The 16031-nt window shown below is 38.2% G+C and carries 17 protein-coding genes and 1 tRNA gene; 11 read left to right on the top strand and 7 right to left on the bottom strand.

Going from position 1 to position 16031, the window contains the following annotated elements:
* Nucleotides 1-40 precede the first annotated feature (40 nt).
* From fsa to rnr, 3 genes are all read left to right on the top strand, one after another.
* Complete coding sequence (gene fsa, locus B3P16_RS10970) at nucleotides 41-700, top strand: fructose-6-phosphate aldolase (protein ID WP_070562966.1); 660 nt, start codon at nucleotides 41-43, stop codon at nucleotides 698-700.
* Nucleotides 701-967: 267 nt separating this feature from the next.
* Entirely contained in the window at nucleotides 968-1396 is a 429-nt protein-coding gene (locus B3P16_RS10965) for a Fur family transcriptional regulator (RefSeq protein ID WP_286842940.1), read from the top strand.
* Nucleotides 1397-1652: 256 nt separating this feature from the next.
* The gene (gene rnr / locus B3P16_RS10960) at nucleotides 1653-3785 is read left to right on the top strand and encodes a ribonuclease R (RefSeq protein ID WP_286770005.1); all 2133 of its coding nucleotides are present in this window, start codon (nucleotides 1653-1655) and stop codon (nucleotides 3783-3785) included.
* A 120-nt stretch (nucleotides 3786-3905) separates the two neighbouring features.
* Here rnr and B3P16_RS10955 read toward each other — a convergent pair whose 3' ends face one another.
* Nucleotides 3906-4322, bottom strand: coding sequence for a hypothetical protein (locus B3P16_RS10955; protein WP_286842937.1), 417 nt, complete (start codon nucleotides 4320-4322; stop codon nucleotides 3906-3908).
* Nucleotides 4323-4934: 612 nt separating this feature from the next.
* On the opposite strand from B3P16_RS10955, the gene rpsL reads away from it, so the two are divergent.
* From rpsL to rpsJ, 4 genes are all read left to right on the top strand, one after another.
* Nucleotides 4935-5348 (top strand): 30S ribosomal protein S12, encoded by a 414-nt coding sequence (rpsL, locus tag B3P16_RS10950; RefSeq protein ID WP_002993550.1) that lies wholly within the window; start codon nucleotides 4935-4937, stop codon nucleotides 5346-5348.
* Between the two features lie 19 nt (nucleotides 5349-5367).
* Nucleotides 5368-5835 (top strand): 30S ribosomal protein S7, encoded by a 468-nt coding sequence (gene rpsG / locus B3P16_RS10945; protein ID WP_046671863.1) that lies wholly within the window; start codon nucleotides 5368-5370, stop codon nucleotides 5833-5835.
* Nucleotides 5836-5966: 131 nt separating this feature from the next.
* Nucleotides 5967-8090, top strand: a complete 2124-nt coding sequence (gene fusA, locus B3P16_RS10940; protein ID WP_046671862.1) for an elongation factor G — start codon at nucleotides 5967-5969, stop codon at nucleotides 8088-8090.
* A 78-nt stretch (nucleotides 8091-8168) separates the two neighbouring features.
* Complete coding sequence (gene rpsJ / locus B3P16_RS10935) at nucleotides 8169-8474, top strand: 30S ribosomal protein S10 (RefSeq protein WP_028070501.1); 306 nt, start codon at nucleotides 8169-8171, stop codon at nucleotides 8472-8474.
* 133 nt (nucleotides 8475-8607) lie between these two features.
* On the opposite strand, the gene B3P16_RS10930 is transcribed toward rpsJ, so the two are convergent.
* The 3 genes from B3P16_RS10930 to B3P16_RS10920 all read right to left on the bottom strand — a co-directional run bounded on the left by B3P16_RS10930 (nucleotide 8608) and on the right by B3P16_RS10920 (nucleotide 11179).
* Nucleotides 8608-9222, bottom strand: coding sequence for a porin family protein (locus B3P16_RS10930; RefSeq protein ID WP_286753128.1), 615 nt, complete (start codon nucleotides 9220-9222; stop codon nucleotides 8608-8610).
* Nucleotides 9223-9308: 86 nt separating this feature from the next.
* Nucleotides 9309-10445 carry an AI-2E family transporter gene (locus B3P16_RS10925; protein WP_286842936.1) on the bottom strand — a complete coding sequence of 379 codons (1137 nt, stop codon included), beginning with the start codon at nucleotides 10443-10445 and terminating at the stop codon, nucleotides 9309-9311.
* Nucleotides 10446-10561: 116 nt separating this feature from the next.
* Nucleotides 10562-11179, bottom strand: coding sequence for a porin family protein (locus tag B3P16_RS10920; RefSeq protein WP_286842935.1), 618 nt, complete (start codon nucleotides 11177-11179; stop codon nucleotides 10562-10564).
* Between the two features lie 460 nt (nucleotides 11180-11639).
* Here B3P16_RS10920 and B3P16_RS10915 point away from each other — a divergent pair.
* A tRNA-Cys gene (locus B3P16_RS10915) sits at nucleotides 11640-11710 on the top strand.
* A 33-nt stretch (nucleotides 11711-11743) separates the two neighbouring features.
* Nucleotides 11744-11923: a spore protein gene (locus tag B3P16_RS10910; RefSeq protein WP_286753125.1), complete on the top strand. Its 180-nt coding sequence runs from the start codon at nucleotides 11744-11746 to the stop codon at nucleotides 11921-11923.
* Between the two features lie 33 nt (nucleotides 11924-11956).
* Here B3P16_RS10910 and B3P16_RS10905 read toward each other — a convergent pair whose 3' ends face one another.
* Together B3P16_RS10905 and B3P16_RS10900 are read right to left on the bottom strand one after the other, a co-directional pair.
* Complete coding sequence (locus tag B3P16_RS10905; RefSeq protein WP_286753124.1) at nucleotides 11957-12703, bottom strand: copper homeostasis protein CutC; 747 nt, start codon at nucleotides 12701-12703, stop codon at nucleotides 11957-11959.
* 159 nt (nucleotides 12704-12862) lie between these two features.
* Nucleotides 12863-13879, bottom strand: coding sequence for a hypothetical protein (locus tag B3P16_RS10900; RefSeq protein ID WP_286842933.1), 1017 nt, complete (start codon nucleotides 13877-13879; stop codon nucleotides 12863-12865).
* 246 nt (nucleotides 13880-14125) lie between these two features.
* Here B3P16_RS10900 and B3P16_RS10895 point away from each other — a divergent pair, with 246 nt between their 5' ends.
* Both B3P16_RS10895 and B3P16_RS10890 read left to right on the top strand, forming a co-directional pair.
* A complete protein-coding gene (locus tag B3P16_RS10895; protein ID WP_286753122.1) occupies nucleotides 14126-14545 on the top strand; it encodes a hypothetical protein in 420 nt (139 codons plus the stop codon).
* A 45-nt stretch (nucleotides 14546-14590) separates the two neighbouring features.
* Entirely contained in the window at nucleotides 14591-14884 is a 294-nt protein-coding gene (locus B3P16_RS10890; protein WP_286753121.1) for a hypothetical protein, read from the top strand.
* A 42-nt stretch (nucleotides 14885-14926) separates the two neighbouring features.
* On the opposite strand, the gene B3P16_RS10885 is transcribed toward B3P16_RS10890, so the two are convergent.
* The gene (locus B3P16_RS10885) at nucleotides 14927-15907 is read right to left on the bottom strand and encodes a 3-keto-disaccharide hydrolase (protein ID WP_286770010.1); all 981 of its coding nucleotides are present in this window, start codon (nucleotides 15905-15907) and stop codon (nucleotides 14927-14929) included.
* Between the last annotated feature and the right edge of the window lie 124 nt (nucleotides 15908-16031).

Here is a 16031-nt window from a genome sequence, read left to right as displayed (position 1 = left end):
ATTAGAATAATCAAACAATTATCATTCAATAACATATACAATGAAATTTTTTATTGACACAGCGAACCTAGAGCAAATCAAAGAAGCCCAAGACTTAGGCGTATTAGACGGGGTAACAACCAATCCAAGTTTAATGGCTAAAGAGGGTATTAGCGGTGATGAAAACGTAATCAACCATTATAAAGCGATCTGTGCAATCGTTGATGGCGATGTCAGTGCTGAAGTTATTTCTACAACTTATGAAGAAATGATCAAAGAAGGAGAAGCTTTAGCAGCTCTTGACAGCAAGATTGTTGTAAAAGTCCCTATGATCAAAGATGGCGTAAAAGCAATTAAATATTTCAGCAAAAAAGGTATTAAAACAAATTGTACATTGGTATTTACAGCTGGTCAAGCACTATTGGCTGCTAAAGCTGGGGCAACCTATGTATCTCCTTTTATCGGTCGTTTGGATGATATCTCTACAGATGGATTAGCGTTGATCGAAGATATTCGTTTAATCTATGATAACTACAACTATCCTACACAAATTTTAGCAGCTTCTGTACGTCACAGCGCACACATTTTAGGCTGTGCTAAAATCGGTGCTGATGTCATGACAGGTCCATTATCAGCGATTGTAGCTTTATTAAAACACCCATTGACAGATAGCGGTCTAGCGACATTCTTAGCTGATCACGCGAAAGCTGCAGGCAAATAAGATTCCTATATTTCATATAATAACGAAAACCGATAGGTAAGATGACACTAATCTTAAACTTATCGGTTTTCTTATTTTTAAGAGATTCCGTATTTTTGTACTGTAAAAATGATCATTAGAGAAATGAAACATTCAGTTTCTGTTCCTTACTGGTCTATTTAAAGGGAAAAAATACGATGAATAAATCCGTCGGATAGTTTTTAAACTTGCAAATAAGTTTAAATTTCTCTTAGTTTGTATTTGATCTAAGGCTTAACGAAGAAATCCATGGAAGATTCCAACACTGTATATCCAGAAATTCTCAAACGAAATAGTTTAAAAGTTACCCAACCCCGGTTGAAGGTACTTGAAATTATTTCGAGGAAAGACTCGGCAATTTCGCAGCCAGAGCTAGAGAAATTACTGGGCAAGGATATTGACCGTGTCACATTATACCGGGTATTGGCCAGTTTTGAAGAGAAAGGGATTATCCATAAAATCTTTGATCTACATGGTACAGCGACTTATGCCATGTGTACGACAAACTGTTCAGAACATGATCATCATGATCAACACGTGCATTTTATTTGCCGGGTATGCAATTCTGTATACTGTCTGGAAGATATGACCTTACCAAAGGTGTCGATCCCAGCAGGTTTTAGTCTTGAAGCGATCGCAGTAAATGCACTTGGTGTGTGCAATCATTGCAAAAAGTAAATCAGGCTGTACCAATCCAAAACTATTTTTCGGCTGAACTGTCTTTACATTGGCTATCGGAAGGTGCTCCGTTTAGCTCCTTATTGTCCTGTCAAATGCAGTTTTTTTCGTATATTGTATTGGCATCGATCTTGATGTACAGCGCTCGTAATCTGTGGTAAAGACTGGTTTTTTGAAATCCATTATCGTAGCCAGTCAAAGGATCCATTGGGCTGTCAAAGACCGATGTAAATGAATAATAATAAATAATAAGTGAATGAAAACAAGAAAAGAAAATCCATATAAAGAGGTCTTAACACAGCTGATTATCGATATCTTCGAAAAATCGGGTAATAAGCCGCTCAACTATAAACAAGTTTCTTCTAAATTGAACCTCACGGATAACGACTCAAAAGTCGCTATCGCCGATATATTACATGATAATGTAAAGAATGGGCTTTTTATTGAGGTGGACAGAGGCAAATTTAATTTGAAGCAACTCAAAGTGTATGTCACAGGGAAAGTAGATATGACCGCCGATGGTTCTGCCTATGTAATTCCCGATGACGAATTTGAAAATGATATTTATATCGCTCCACGGAAACTTAGACAGGCACTCCATGGCGATATTGTCAAGGTCCATACCTTCGAAAAAAGAAAAGGCGGCCGCAAAAAAGAAGGTGAAGTCGTTGAAATCCTGCAAAGGGCCAAGACTGATTTCACGGGGACGATCAGTATCTCCAACAATTTTGCTTTTTTTATTGCGGATGACCGCAAGATGCTACACGACATTTTTATTCCTTTGGACAATTTGAATGGAGCCAAGGACAAAGAAAAAGTGGTCGTGTCGATTATTGACTGGCCTAGCGGGAGCAAAAATCCTGTTGGAACGGTCAAACATGTCTTGGGCACCAAAGGGGAAAATAACACCGAGATGAACGCTATTTTGGCCGACTATGGTTTCCCATTGGAGTTCCCTAAAAAAGTAGAGGATGAAGCGAATAAAATTCCAGAAGAAATAAGCAAGGAGGAAATTGCCAAGCGTCGTGATTTTAGAAACATTACAACTTTTACCATTGACCCCGCGGATGCAAAAGATTTCGATGATGCCATCTCTTTTCAAAAATTAGAGAATGGCAACTATGAAATCGGTGTTCACATTGCGGATGTTTCGCATTTTGTGATACCCGATACAGAATTGGACAAAGAAGCATTTAACCGTGGTACATCGGTCTATTTGGTGGACCGTGTTATCCCGATGCTTCCGGAGCGTCTTTCTAATGGCGTTTGTTCCTTACGCCCACATGAAGATAAGTTATGCTTTTCGGCTGTTTTCGAATTAGACGAAAAAGCCAATGTACATCATCAATGGTTCGGCCGCACCATCATTCATTCGGACCGCCGTTTCAGTTATGAAGAAGCACAGGAGGTGATTGAAACGAAATCGGGCGATTTCAGTGAAGAGATCCTGAAATTAAATGAACTGGCCTATATTCTTCGGGAACGTAAGTTTAAAAATGGTGCAATAGCCTTTGAAAGTGAAGAAGTCAAGTTCACCTTGGATGAAAATGGCAAACCTACCGGGGTATATACCAAGGTCCGTAAGGATGCACACAAGCTGATTGAAGATTTTATGCTATTAGCGAATCGTAAAGTTGCCGAGTTTATCGGCAAACAAGGGCGCGGAAAAAACAAGCTAACGTTTGTATACCGGTTTCACGATGTACCTAATCCGGAGACGCTGACGACGTTCTCTCAATTTGCGGCGCGTTTTGGCCATAAATTGACCATCAAAACAGATAAAGAAACAGCAAAATCTTTAAATGCTTTGATGACCAAAATAGAAGGCAGCAAAGAGCAAAATATGCTGACTTCGCTTGCTGTACGTTCGATGGCCAAGGCGATCTATACGACAAAGAAGACAAGCCACTATGGATTGGCATTTGATTATTACACCCATTTCACCTCCCCTATCCGTCGTTATCCCGATGTGATGGTACACCGTCTTTTGCAATTCTATCTGGAGGGAGGTACCAAAATCAATGCGGAACATTATGAGAAGATGGCCGAGCATTCTTCCCAAATGGAGAAAAAAGCAGCTGAAGCCGAACGTGCATCGATCAAATACAAACAGGCCGAATACTTGCAGGATCAGATTGGCACTGAATATACAGGTATTGTCTCAGGTGTTACAGAATGGGGTATGTATGTGGAGATTGAAGAGAATAAATGTGAGGGTATGGTCAGGCTGCGGGATATCACCGATGACTTTTACGTACTTGATGAAAAGAACTATGCCATTATTGGTCAACGGAAGAAAAAGAAATTCCAGCTGGGTGATGAGGTGCAAATCCGCGTAAAGAAAGTGGATCTGGATAAACGGCAGATTGATTTTACGTTGTTGTCTTAAAAATAAATTTGCATAATTGGTTAAATGTGTGTAATTAAAATCGACCAATTGGCTATATGACAGAAAAAGCGGTATTGACTTTAGTCAATACCGCTTTTTCATTGAATAAGAAACAAAAAGTTATTGTTTCGTTCCGTCAAAAGAATATTCCAACTGTCCTGCTTCAGTTCTTTCTGCTAAAAAGGTCAGCCCTTTATTTTCAAAGGTAAAGATAAATTGACCTTGAGGTTCATTTGGAAGAGCTTGAATCGAAATGTTATAGTTATTCGAAACCTGAATTTCTCTTACTGGAAGCTTAAGATCGGTATTTTGAGCGCTAACTTTAACTTTATTATCGCTAACCTTGCTAACCACCAATATTTGATTAAAGACTTCGGCCCCACCAATAATCTTAATTTTACCTTTATACGTACCAATAGCTGCATCAATGCTACCACCTGTTTGGATGGGTTCATCTTTGTCCTTTGAACATCCAACAAAAGCGAAAGTGACCAAGGTCAATACCACTGCATACATTAATTTCATTTTGATTTTCATAACTTGAATACATTAATTTGTTTCTACTAAATATTTATACGTTTTTATCAAACGCTTTGCCAAACAGAACGCAAAAACATGCAAAGCAGGCAATATACTCAGAAACCAGTAGAAGAGAAATTTTGAAAAAAGGCTGTTTTTAAAGAATATTACACAGAGAAAGAACAGCTTACGACAGATATAAGAAAAAACCTATTCACCCCATTGAGCGGCTATTCGATCACCTAAAATCGTCTATATTTTTGTACAACCAAGCATAAGGAGTTATCTCTTCCATTTTAGCAACATATGACAGCGTTCGTGAGTTGATTAAATGATTATATCCTACATTCATGCAAATTAGTTACATAGTGGAAGCGTAAAAATGATGAAGATGCTGGGCAATCCAGCCAAACATCCCAGAGAGGGCGACCAGGTCATTAAGACGGTGAGATAATAAAGAAGCATGAAGAGGTAATAAAGAAGGGCATGGGTATATTCCAGAAAAGAGCAGCGCCAACTCAAAAAATAATCTAAATTTTATACACTAACTATTTCATATTCAAAAGGGAATCAGTATCTTTGCGAACTTAAAATATTTAAGGTACAAAATTTATAAACAAAAACAGGTAAATGCCTACTATTCAACAATTAGTTAGAAAAGGTAGAGTAGCTCTGGTTGATAAGAGTAAGTCACCAGCGTTGGACTCATGTCCACAGCGAAGAGGTGTATGTACACGTGTATATACTACTACCCCTAAAAAACCAAACTCAGCAATGCGTAAAGTAGCTCGTGTACGTTTAACAAACGGAAAAGAGGTCAACGCTTACATCCCTGGAGAAGGTCACAACTTACAAGAGCACTCGATCGTATTGATTCGTGGTGGTCGTGTTAAGGATTTACCAGGTGTACGTTACCACATCATCCGTGGTGCATTAGATACTTCAGGTGTAGCAGGTCGTAACCAACGTCGTTCTAAATATGGAACTAAGCGTCCTAAACCAGGACAAGCAGCTGCAGCTCCAGCAAAAGGTAAAAAGAAATAATTAAACGGAGGAAAGAAAAATGAGAAAATCAAAACCGAAAAAGAGAATCATTTTACCTGATCCAAAGTTTAATGACGTTCAGGTAACACGTTTCGTAAACAATATGATGGTAGATGGTAAAAAATCTATCGCTTATTCTATTTTTTACGACGCAGTAGAATTAGTAGAACAAAAAACACAAGAAAGCGGTTTAGAAGCTTGGAAAAAAGCTTTGAACAACGTTATGCCTGCTGTTGAAGTTAAATCACGCCGTGTTGGTGGTGCTAACTTCCAAGTTCCTATGGAAGTTCGTCCAGATCGTAAAATCGCTTTGGGTATGAAATGGTTAATTTCATACGCTCGTAAACGTGGTGAAAAAACAATGTTCGAAAAATTAGCAGGAGAAATCATTTCAGCTTCTAAAGGTGAAGGTGCTGCTGTTAAGAAGAAAGAAGATACGCACAAAATGGCGGAAGCTAACAAAGCGTTCTCACACTTCAGATTCTAATTTTGAAGACATTCAAAAAAATATGATTACACCGACCTCCGATAAAAACAATCTTTTATCAAGGTCGGTGTACTTATTTAACATTACATTTAAACACATAAGACCATTAAGGTCCGCTGCTTAAAAATATTATGGCAAGAGATTTAAAATTCACTAGAAATATCGGTATCGCTGCCCACATTGATGCTGGTAAAACTACAACAACTGAGCGTATCCTTTACTACTCAGGTGTAAACCACAAAATCGGTGAAGTTCACGAAGGTGCTTCTACAATGGACTGGATGGAGCAAGAAGCTGAGCGTGGTATCACGATTACTTCTGCTGCTACAACAGTATTCTGGAACTACCGTAACAACAAATACCAAGTAAACGTAATCGATACTCCTGGACACGTGGATTTCACGGTTGAGGTAAACCGTTCATTACGTGTACTAGACGGATTAGTATTCTTGTTCTCAGCTGTTGATGGTGTTGAGCCTCAATCTGAAACAAACTGGCGTTTAGCTGATGGGTATAAAGTACCTCGTATCGGTTTCGTTAACAAAATGGATCGTTCAGGAGCTGACTTCTTGAAAGTTGTAAAACAAGTTAAAGATATGTTAGGTTCTGATGCAGTTGCTTTGCAATTGCCTATCGGTGCTGAAGATAGTTTTAAAGGTGTAGTTGACTTGATCAACAACCGTGGTATCGTTTGGAACGAACACGACAAAGGAATGACTTTCACTGAAGTTCCTATTCCTGATGATATGTTGGACGAAGTTGCTGAATACCGTGAGAAATTATTGGAAGCAGTAGCTGGTTATGATGAGACTTTGATGGAGAAATTCTTCGAAGATCCAGATTCATTGACTGAGCGCGAGATCTTAAATGCATTACGCGCAGCTGTATTGGATAACTCTATCGTTCCTATGGTTTGTGGTTCATCTTTCAAAAACAAAGGTGTTCAAACTATGTTGGATTTGGTCATGGAATTATTGCCTTCACCGCTTGATGTAGAAGCTGTAAAAGGTACTAACCCGGATACAGGTGAAGAGATTTTCCGTAAACCATCTGTAAACGAACCTTTCGCAGCTTTAGGTTTCAAAATTGCGACTGACCCATTCGTAGGTCGTTTATGTTTTATCCGTGCTTACTCTGGTAAGTTAGATGCAGGTTCTTATGTATTGAACACACGTTCAGGAAACAAAGAGCGTATCTCTCGTATCTTCCAAATGCACGCAAACAAACAAAACCCGATCCCTTTCATCGAGGCTGGTGATATCGGTGCTGTTGTAGGTTTCAAAGACATCAAAACTGGAGACACTCTTTGTGACGAAAAAGCACCTATCGTTCTTGAATCTATGACTTTCCCTGAGCCAGTAATTGGTTTGGCGATCGAGCCTAAAACTCAAGCTGACGTTGATAGATTAGGTATTGGTCTTGGTAAATTGGCTGAAGAGGATCCTACATTCGTTGTAAAAACTGACGAAGAAACTGGTCAAACAGTTATCTCTGGTATGGGTGAGCTTCACTTAGAGATCTTGATCGACCGTTTGAAACGTGAATTTAAAGTAGAGGTTAACCAAGGTGCTCCTCAAGTATCATACAAAGAGTCTATCAACGGTACTACTGAGCACCGTGAGGTATTCAAAAAACAATCAGGTGGTCGTGGTAAATTCGCGGATATCAAAGTTGTTATTTCTCCAGCGGACGAAGATTTCGATTTAACAAAATCACCGCTTCAATTCGTTAATGAAATTGTTGGTGGTAAAATCCCTAAAGAATTTATCCCTTCAGTTCAAAAAGGATTTGAAACTTCAATGAAAAATGGTGTATTAGCAGGATTCCCATTATCAGGAATGAAAGTTCGTTTGATTGATGGTTCATTCCACGCTGTCGATTCAGATTCATTGTCTTTCGAATTAGCTGCTCGTCAAGCATACCGTGAAGGCTTGCCTAAATGTTCTCCAGTGTTAATGGAACCAATTATGAAAATAGAGGTTTTAACACCAGAAGAAAACATGGGTGATGTAATGGGTGACTTAAACCGTCGTCGTGGTCAAATGCAAGGTTTGGATTCACGTAACGGTGTACAGGTAATCAAAGCATTGGTTCCACTTTCTGAGATGTTCGGTTACGTAACGCAATTACGTACAATCACTTCAGGTCGTGCAACATCTACGATGGAATTTGATCACTTCGAAGAAGCTCCTCGTAACGTTGCTGATGAGGTGATTGCAAAATCAAAAGGTAAAATCAAAGGTTCTGTAGAATAATATAGAACTCAAAAATAAACCGACCGCTGGTTGTTAATAGCTCTAATCAGCGGTCATTTTTAAATAATATCATATACTATGAGCCAAAGAATCAGAATTAAATTGAAATCTTACGATTACAATTTGGTTGACAAATCAGCTGAAAAAATCGTAAAAACAGTAAAACCTACAGGTGCAGTTGTTAGTGGTCCTATTCCATTGCCTACTGAGAAAAAAATCTACACGGTATTACGTTCACCACACGTTAACAAAAAAGCACGTGAGCAATTCCAATTATGTGCTTACAAAAGATTGTTGGATATCTATTCATCAAACGCTAAAACTGTTGACGCATTGATGAAACTTGAATTACCTTCTGGTGTTGAAGTAGAAATCAAAGTGTGATAGATTTCAATCACTGAAAAAAAGAAGGGGCCTTTCGCAAGAAAAGCCCCTTTTTTATGTTTGTGCAAATATTACCAGAGAAACCAATAAAATCCAAAACATGGCGATGGGAGCATTTTTCACCCAGCCAAGATTATAGCTGATAACCTATACCAATTGAAAATACACGATTCTTTAAAGAACCTCCTTCAGCCCCAGCCATATCAACTAGTCCCAAGCCGTATCCACCATTAATCAAAAAGCCATTTGATAGACGATACCCCGCTAAAAAGTTAATTCCGGCATCAAAACGTTTCAATTTATTATCTCCGAAACCGACGTCGATTTTTACATTTTCTGCTTTAGCTTTTGCGGACAGCCCCAATCCAGCATATGGTCCAGCTCCTAAGAAAACGCTTCCGGAATTTCCAGTAGGAATACTGTATACAAAATTTACAGGTAACTCTAGATACATTAAGTCTAATTTCACCTTATTCCCCAATTCTTCAAAGTCAATAAGTGTCAATCCTTTCCCCCCTTTCCCTTGTAACGATAAACCAGGTTGGATAGAAAAATTATTTGCTAAAGGAGCATCTAAGTATCCCGTCAAATAAAACGATGTAGATGATTCTGTCGAAACAGATACACTTCCTAGTGACGCCGTCATTTTAGGAAAAGTTGCACCAGCCTTAAAACCATAGGAAATCTGTGCTTTTGCTCCAGCAATAAAACATAGTACCGCAGCGATTGAGAGTAACTTTCTTTTCATTAATAATAAATTATATATAAGACTAAAATACGATAAAATTTTAATCTATTAATATTTTTCTTATTACACCTTCGATTCTACGAAAGTTATGACTTTAGCTCGTTTTCTTCTATAATCTTCTTTTCAACTGGATTTAACGTATCAAATAAATCCTTATACACCTCATCTTTACTATCCTCTTCTCCCAGCAGGAACCCCCAAGGCTTAAGCTCTTTAATACGATCCATCACAATCTTAACGATAGCCAGAATTGGAATAGCCAAAAACATACCTGATATACCCCAAATCATCTCACCAATAATAATGGAGAGCATAGCAAACAGGGAATTGACTTTCACCTTAGAACCCACAATCTTCGGCACGATGAAATTACTGTCAATCATGTGTATAATAATTATTGCTATGATAACGAGAACAACATGGGTAAAAGAGGATGTCGCAAACGTCAGAATGGCAATGATAAGCATCGAGGAGAAAATACCGACATAAGGCAATACATTAAACACTCCTGTTATCAAGGCCAAAAGCAAACTATATTTTACCCCTATTAATGACAGGACAATAAAGACTAATAAGGACACCAAACTCATTTGGATCAATAAGCCAATCAGATACTTCTTGACGACATACTGAACCTGTTTTATTACATCTACAACAATTGGCCTGTCCTCAACACGGTTGACAAATAAGAGAAATTTAACTATATGTCCTCTATATATAAGCAAGAAAAATGTGTAAAGAAAGGTAAAGACAAATAAAATAAACATCGATGAAAGGGAAACCAAGGCTGTTCCCAAGAATAAAGTTCCCGAGTCCACAGACTTAGATGCTGTTTTATTGATAAAATCAATTTGATCTTTATGTTGGATTCCAAATTGGTGGCTCACCCAAGTCTGCAAATTGCTCACACCATCCATGATCTGTTGTTTAAAAGCCGGAAAATCCTCTTTAAGAAGAGTAAGTTGAGAGGCTAACAGAAAAAGCCCATAACCAAGAACGCCGAAAAACAAAATAACACTTAATATACCAGCCAATGTTCTTGGAAAATGGAGTTTCCGTTCCATAAAATTGCTCAGCGGAATCAAGAGTAGCGAGAACAGTAAGCCCAAAATCATAGGAATTACTATCGTATCTCCAATTTTTGCTAGATACCCCAGTAGAATGATACTGATGAGTACACAGGCCAATTTAACATAAAATGGTAGAGGAAGAAATCTTTTCATACAGCAATCTTTTGAATAAAAATAACAATTTCGGTTGACTTAAGTTTAATACAATAAAAAAGTCCCTACAAATGCAGGGACTCTTTCCTCATAATAAGTTTAAGTACTTATATTTCTTATAGTCCAAAGCCGATACCGATAGACCAAACGCGGTTTTTAGCCATATCACCTGATGCTGGGGCTAGGTTAGTTAAACCCAAACCATAACCGGCATTAATTTGAAAACCATTTGTCAATTGGTAACCAGCTAAGAAATTAATACCGAAATCGGTACGTTTTAGATCGTCATTCTCATTACTACCAAAATTTAGATCCCGTTCAATTTTTATATTTCCTTCACCTATTTCTCCTTTACGTTTACCACTTAAGCCGAATCCCACATAAGGACCTGCCCCAATAAAGAAATTTCCTGATCCACCGGTAGGCAATTTAGCCACTAAATTCACTGGAATATCAAGCGACATAACACTTTCCTTTATCTCAGACGATGACGCTGGTGTCCATTTCCCCCCTTTATTTTGCAGAGACAATCCCGGTTGAATAGAAAAATAGGGTGAAACCGGAGCATCTAAATAACCTGTTACAAAAAATCCTGTATTTGATTGAGTGCTTTCATTATCTAAAGAGTATTTAGGAATGTTTACACCCGCACGTAATCCATATCCCAATCCACCTTGTGCAAAGGCTCCCAATGAACCAAATAAAATTGCTGCAGATAATACTAGTTTTTTCATGTTTCCTAATTTAATTTACTTTCTTCTTTTTATCATTTTAATCTCATAATTTCCTGTATGAGATTTATTACAATCCCATTTGCAATATCTATTCCAAAATACATAAGCCGTTAATTTACATAGTGAAACATTAGGGAAAAGTCCTAAAACAGGGCTTTTCATTGTCCTTTAAAAGATACAGTCAACTGAATACTTTTCAACTTTGCATACTTAACAGCAGGGTTCAATACGATGTGAATAGCCTATTGTTAATCGCGGGTAGCCATCAAAAATCTCTAGGCTATCTTGGAGGAAAACAGCAAGGATTAATATCAATGACAATTCGCTATCTGTCCCGCAATGAAAATACTTACTTGGTTTTCAGATTAATGCCCAAAAACATAAAAGTTTTATCATAAAGATTTTTTAATTCCAATTATAAGTTTTATTTTTGCAGACCTTCAAAAGGAAAAAAAAATAGGGTCGGATGGCCGAGTGGCTAGGCTGAGGTCTGCAAAACCTCCTACAGCGGTTCGAATCCGCTTCCGACCTCGTTTTATTTTAAACAATAAAAATATTATCAAAATGGGAGTTACACGTTTAAAAAGAAAAGATAGAAGAAATAAAACTGTTTCACGTGTTGAAGTTCAGTTCTTGAAATTAGGATCTAATGTAGAGTTAGGTTCTAGATCAAAAATGAAAGCTAGCAACCAAATCGTTAAAAACGATGCTATCTTAAATCAATTAGCTTCAGAAGCTAAATAGTAAGAAGAATTTAATAGCCTTTAAAGTACTACTTTAAAGGCTTTTTAATAGGTCCACCATTTGGTGGACTTTTTCTTTTGAGCTCATCCACTGTGCCTCATCCATTCCATTAACCTGAATCTGGTTAAACTCCATCTTCGAAACATGCTGCTCTTTCGCCGAGCTGTGTATGGCAACTGCGCCAGTTTGCTCTAAAATGTGAACTATATTAGCTGCATCTACACCTGCACCAGGCATAATCACAACACGGCCATTTGCTTGCTGTACCAATTTTCTGAGCAATGGAGCTCCAGCTAAAGCAGAGTTTTGCAGACCAGATGTCAAAATACGATCTATCCCCAATTCAATAACATCTTCCAAGGCCTGAAAAGGATCTTCCACGCGATCAAAAGCACGATGAAAGGTAACATGCATGGGACGCGCAGCTTCCACCAATCGCAAAGTATTTTCTTTATCCACTGTACCGTCCGCCTTCAGTATACCTATCACAACACCATCTATCCCCAATTCCTTGCACAACTGAATGTCTGCTATCATTTCCAAGATCTCGGTCTCTGTATAAAGAAAATCACCTCCACGTGGCCTGATAAGCACATGAATACCAATATTCACCAATCCTCGCACCAACTTCAACTGACCAAACGACGGTGTAGTCCCGCCATTTTCCAAATTTTGACAAAACTCGACTCGGGTCGCTCCACCTTGTTCGGCTTCAATTGCTGATGCTACGGAATTTGAACAGATTTCTAATTGGTAATTTCCAATTGCCTTTTCCTTCATTCTAGTATATTTTAAGCTATTTTTCGTTTACGCGAATAACGTAAAAAAAAAGCAAATAACCTACTGCCCTCCCTCCGGTCAAAACAGTACAAGCGTTAGAAAATACTATAGGTAAAAGATATTTTACCAGCGTTGGAAATTTTGCTCGCAGACGAAGATCTACAGCTTTAGCTTATAACGCGGTACATCCACTTTTTTCCACTTCCAATCCGGTCCTTTCGGAGTGCTCGTCTGATCTTGCAGATCCTTTGAAGAAGGTGGATCTAAGAAACGCTCTCGTTTGATATAAGCTGGTAATTGGAAGCCAGGCGATGCATTTAGCGTTTCAAAACATTCCCGCGCAAGTTTCACGATGTCATTCCGATTTTCTGTATTGCTTTCAATTTGACTTCCTATATAAGACGCCGGACCGTACAATTGCTCATAAATAGCCGAATCTTCAAAAGGTTTGAATTTCAGGCGCATCATTATTTGCACCAATAGAGAATACAGATCATTGTCCGCTGGTGTCAAAACCAACTTATCCAACACCTTTGGTATCAACTCCCACGTCATCAATTCAACCACTAAATCTTTAGTGTTCTCACCAATGAAATCGAGTGTAGGCCACATCTGCTTCACATATTGTACAACGGAATCTCTATTTACATGCAAAGCAACCAATTGTCTATCGCTCCAATATTCCAACGGTATGTTCCTTCGATAAAAGACTCCGAATATGTGTTGGCCTTTCAACCGCCCCAAGGAACCACAATTTTGCATCTCAAACTCACGGACAAGCATACAGTAACTAAACATATCACGTGTATTTAGCGATTTAAATGTCTTTACCGAAAGTGGATTCCATAAAGCATAATAATGTTCCCTATTCAAACTATCTTCCCCTGACACCAATCTATTCACGTAATAGTCTTTCAGTAATATCCGCAAGATTGCTTCACGACCACCGAGGGGATAATTTCTAGACTTAATCTTCCCCATTCTTCCGAGATACCTAGGCAACTGATCATTTATAAATTTTGTAGAATCTTTAAGCCTGTATTGGCCATGGCACATGGGTAAGCTGGTTATTAGCAGTAAAAGAAGCATATAAAATCCCTTCTTCTTAAAGAAATCAACAAAACCAGATGCTACCATAGTTAATACATTCACACTGTATTGACTCCAATACAGCATATTAAATATACTTAAAATGAAATAATATTAATTAAATTAGGTTTCAAAAAAAAATCGACCATTTGAACCTGAACCAAAAACAGAAAAAACTCAGGTCCATTTTAGTTTCCATCTTTTCTTTTGTATTCAAAAGTCATAACCGAATTTTAGACAGGTAAAACATTCGGCTTATCTATTTGTATATACCTTACATGCTTTTATTTAAATAACTAAAAACCAAGTTCATACATTTTTAAGTAAAATATCATGGCAATTATATCAAAAAACATGGAGACCCAAGAAAAGATCATCAGTACTTTTGAAGAGCTCCAAAAAACTATATATGACCTGAAACATCAAATTGTAGAATTTGAATTGCTTTTTAATCAGGCTTGCAACAGACATATTGATTCCAATTTCCAGAAGGAATGGTTGCTGGACCGAATATCTTCACGTCATGATATGATTACACTTCGACATGATGCCATGCTGCTTATTCGAGACACTGTGTCTGCGTTCCGGGATTTTGACGGTTATTTTCTAGATCTCAAACAGCTCCTCCAATCGATCGAGTTACTTATGCTCAATCATGCCGATGAGGAAGAATATGAAATTGCAGCTATTATCAAAAAATGGCATGAAAAATTTGCCCAAGCGATTTATTTCGTTGGCGACTTAATCTATTAAGTCGCACTTTTATTCTACTTTTGCAGCATTGTAAAATATGGAAAAATGCGCAAACCACCAGCTATCGTTGACTTACACACCGACACCTTTCTTGAAGATTGGGAAGATTATTCCCCAGAGGAGCTCCTACAAGAATCCATGGATTTTATGCGTTCTAATCTAGATGCAGCTATTTATTGGGAGATGAACGAAATAAAGTTTATTCATGGCAGGGGAAAAGGAATGTTAAAAAAATTGGTTTTTGAAGAGTTGCAAGAGTACAAGGCTCAGGGTGCTATTGAACGATATTATACTTCTTACCAGAATGAAGACATTGTAGTCGTTGTGATAGGGATTTAAAAAAGGCTACCTTTTTGCAGATAGCCTTTGCATGATGTTATGCTATTTAATAGCTGGTGTAATAATCACTTTTCGGAATTCCACTGGACCGTGATCCCCCTGGAAATAGATTGGTCCCGGCTCTGCCTCTTTGCTATCCAATGCACCACCGGTAATACCCGGAATTTCCTGATTACTGATCACCGTCTTACCGTTTGCAACAACTGTTACAAGACGGCCCACCAATGTGATATCATAGGTTTGCCATTCTCCAGCTCCTTTGTTGACCATTTCATTTGCAGCCAAGAAACCGTATACCCCTGCAAAAAGTACGGCATTAGGATGTGCGTCTTTAGGACTATCTTCTATCTGAACCTCATATCGGCCTCTCAAGTAGACACCACTGTTACTTCCCGCTGGAATTTTAAATTCAACATGTAATTTAAAATCTTCAAATTTTTGTTCAGAAACCAAATTAGAACCAGATTGCGGACTGGTCAGGATACCATTTTTCACCACCCATTGATTCGTTTTACCAGTAGCTTTCCATCCGGTCAGATCCTTGCCGTTGAACAGCTGAATAGGCTTACCCCATTTTACTGCAGCTGTTCGCTTCAGCTCTGGAGCACGAACACCTTTAAAGCGATATGTTTTTCCATCAGGTTCTATTATCGTCCCTTGCAATACACCATTAACAATCTCGCCTTCCACGCTTAGGTTCATCTTTCCACCCTCCCATTGTGGCGGGATGGCAAATTTGAACTTCCCTTTCTCATAAAACACCTGAGAAACTGGCCGGGCACTTCCGGAAGTACTCACATAATGACCTACTAAAGTTCTATAGCCCGACAATTTAACTTCCAGCCAAGATGGCGCAGGAGTACCATTAATATCCACTTCAATATCCCATCGACCAATCAGCTCTTTGCCTTCTACGTCCTGTTGATAATGAATAGATTCTCCAATGGAATGGTTAGCAAAGGTAACTTGCGGTAATGCACAAGAGGCCAAAATTCCTAAAAGAAATGCCGCTTTTCTGTTCATATTATTTATGTTTATATTCTAGTTGACAATAAATTTCAAGCAATTTAACTGTTTAACAGCGGGTTTACAAGGATATAATGTTAAAAAACATAAAGAAAGCCAGAAACAAAAAAAAGCCCTAACT

The organism is Sphingobacterium sp. UBA7631 (assembly GCF_002483935.1).
Taxonomy (GTDB): domain Bacteria; phylum Bacteroidota; class Bacteroidia; order Sphingobacteriales; family Sphingobacteriaceae; genus Sphingobacterium; species Sphingobacterium multivorum.
This window is presented reverse-complemented; position numbering and strand designations above follow the sequence as displayed.

Excerpts from the sequence above, each read along its gene's own strand:
- B3P16_RS10955 (WP_286842937.1), bottom strand. The coding sequence starts at position 4,322 with ATGAAAATCAAAATGAAATTAATGTATGCAGTGGTATTGACCTTGGTC.
- B3P16_RS10930 (WP_286753128.1), bottom strand. The coding sequence starts at position 9,222 with ATGAAAAGAAAGTTACTCTCAATCGCTGCGGTACTATGTTTTATTGCT.
- B3P16_RS10920 (WP_286842935.1), bottom strand. The coding sequence starts at position 11,179 with ATGAAAAAACTAGTATTATCTGCAGCAATTTTATTTGGTTCATTGGGA.
- B3P16_RS10925 (WP_286842936.1), bottom strand. The coding sequence starts at position 10,445 with ATGAAAAGATTTCTTCCTCTACCATTTTATGTTAAATTGGCCTGTGTA.
- rpsG (WP_046671863.1), top strand. The coding sequence starts at position 5,368 with ATGAGAAAATCAAAACCGAAAAAGAGAATCATTTTACCTGATCCAAAG.
- B3P16_RS10965 (WP_286842940.1), top strand. The coding sequence starts at position 968 with ATGGAAGATTCCAACACTGTATATCCAGAAATTCTCAAACGAAATAGT.
- B3P16_RS10910 (WP_286753125.1), top strand. The coding sequence starts at position 11,744 with ATGGGAGTTACACGTTTAAAAAGAAAAGATAGAAGAAATAAAACTGTT.
- fsa (WP_070562966.1), top strand. The coding sequence starts at position 41 with ATGAAATTTTTTATTGACACAGCGAACCTAGAGCAAATCAAAGAAGCC.
- B3P16_RS10905 (WP_286753124.1), bottom strand. The coding sequence starts at position 12,703 with ATGAAGGAAAAGGCAATTGGAAATTACCAATTAGAAATCTGTTCAAAT.
- B3P16_RS10900 (WP_286842933.1), bottom strand. The coding sequence starts at position 13,879 with ATGCTGTATTGGAGTCAATACAGTGTGAATGTATTAACTATGGTAGCA.
- B3P16_RS10890 (WP_286753121.1), top strand. The coding sequence starts at position 14,591 with ATGCGCAAACCACCAGCTATCGTTGACTTACACACCGACACCTTTCTT.
- rnr (WP_286770005.1), top strand. The coding sequence starts at position 1,653 with ATGAAAACAAGAAAAGAAAATCCATATAAAGAGGTCTTAACACAGCTG.
- B3P16_RS10885 (WP_286770010.1), bottom strand. The coding sequence starts at position 15,907 with ATGAACAGAAAAGCGGCATTTCTTTTAGGAATTTTGGCCTCTTGTGCA.
- B3P16_RS10895 (WP_286753122.1), top strand. The coding sequence starts at position 14,126 with ATGGCAATTATATCAAAAAACATGGAGACCCAAGAAAAGATCATCAGT.
- fusA (WP_046671862.1), top strand. The coding sequence starts at position 5,967 with ATGGCAAGAGATTTAAAATTCACTAGAAATATCGGTATCGCTGCCCAC.
- rpsL (WP_002993550.1), top strand. The coding sequence starts at position 4,935 with ATGCCTACTATTCAACAATTAGTTAGAAAAGGTAGAGTAGCTCTGGTT.
- rpsJ (WP_028070501.1), top strand. The coding sequence starts at position 8,169 with ATGAGCCAAAGAATCAGAATTAAATTGAAATCTTACGATTACAATTTG.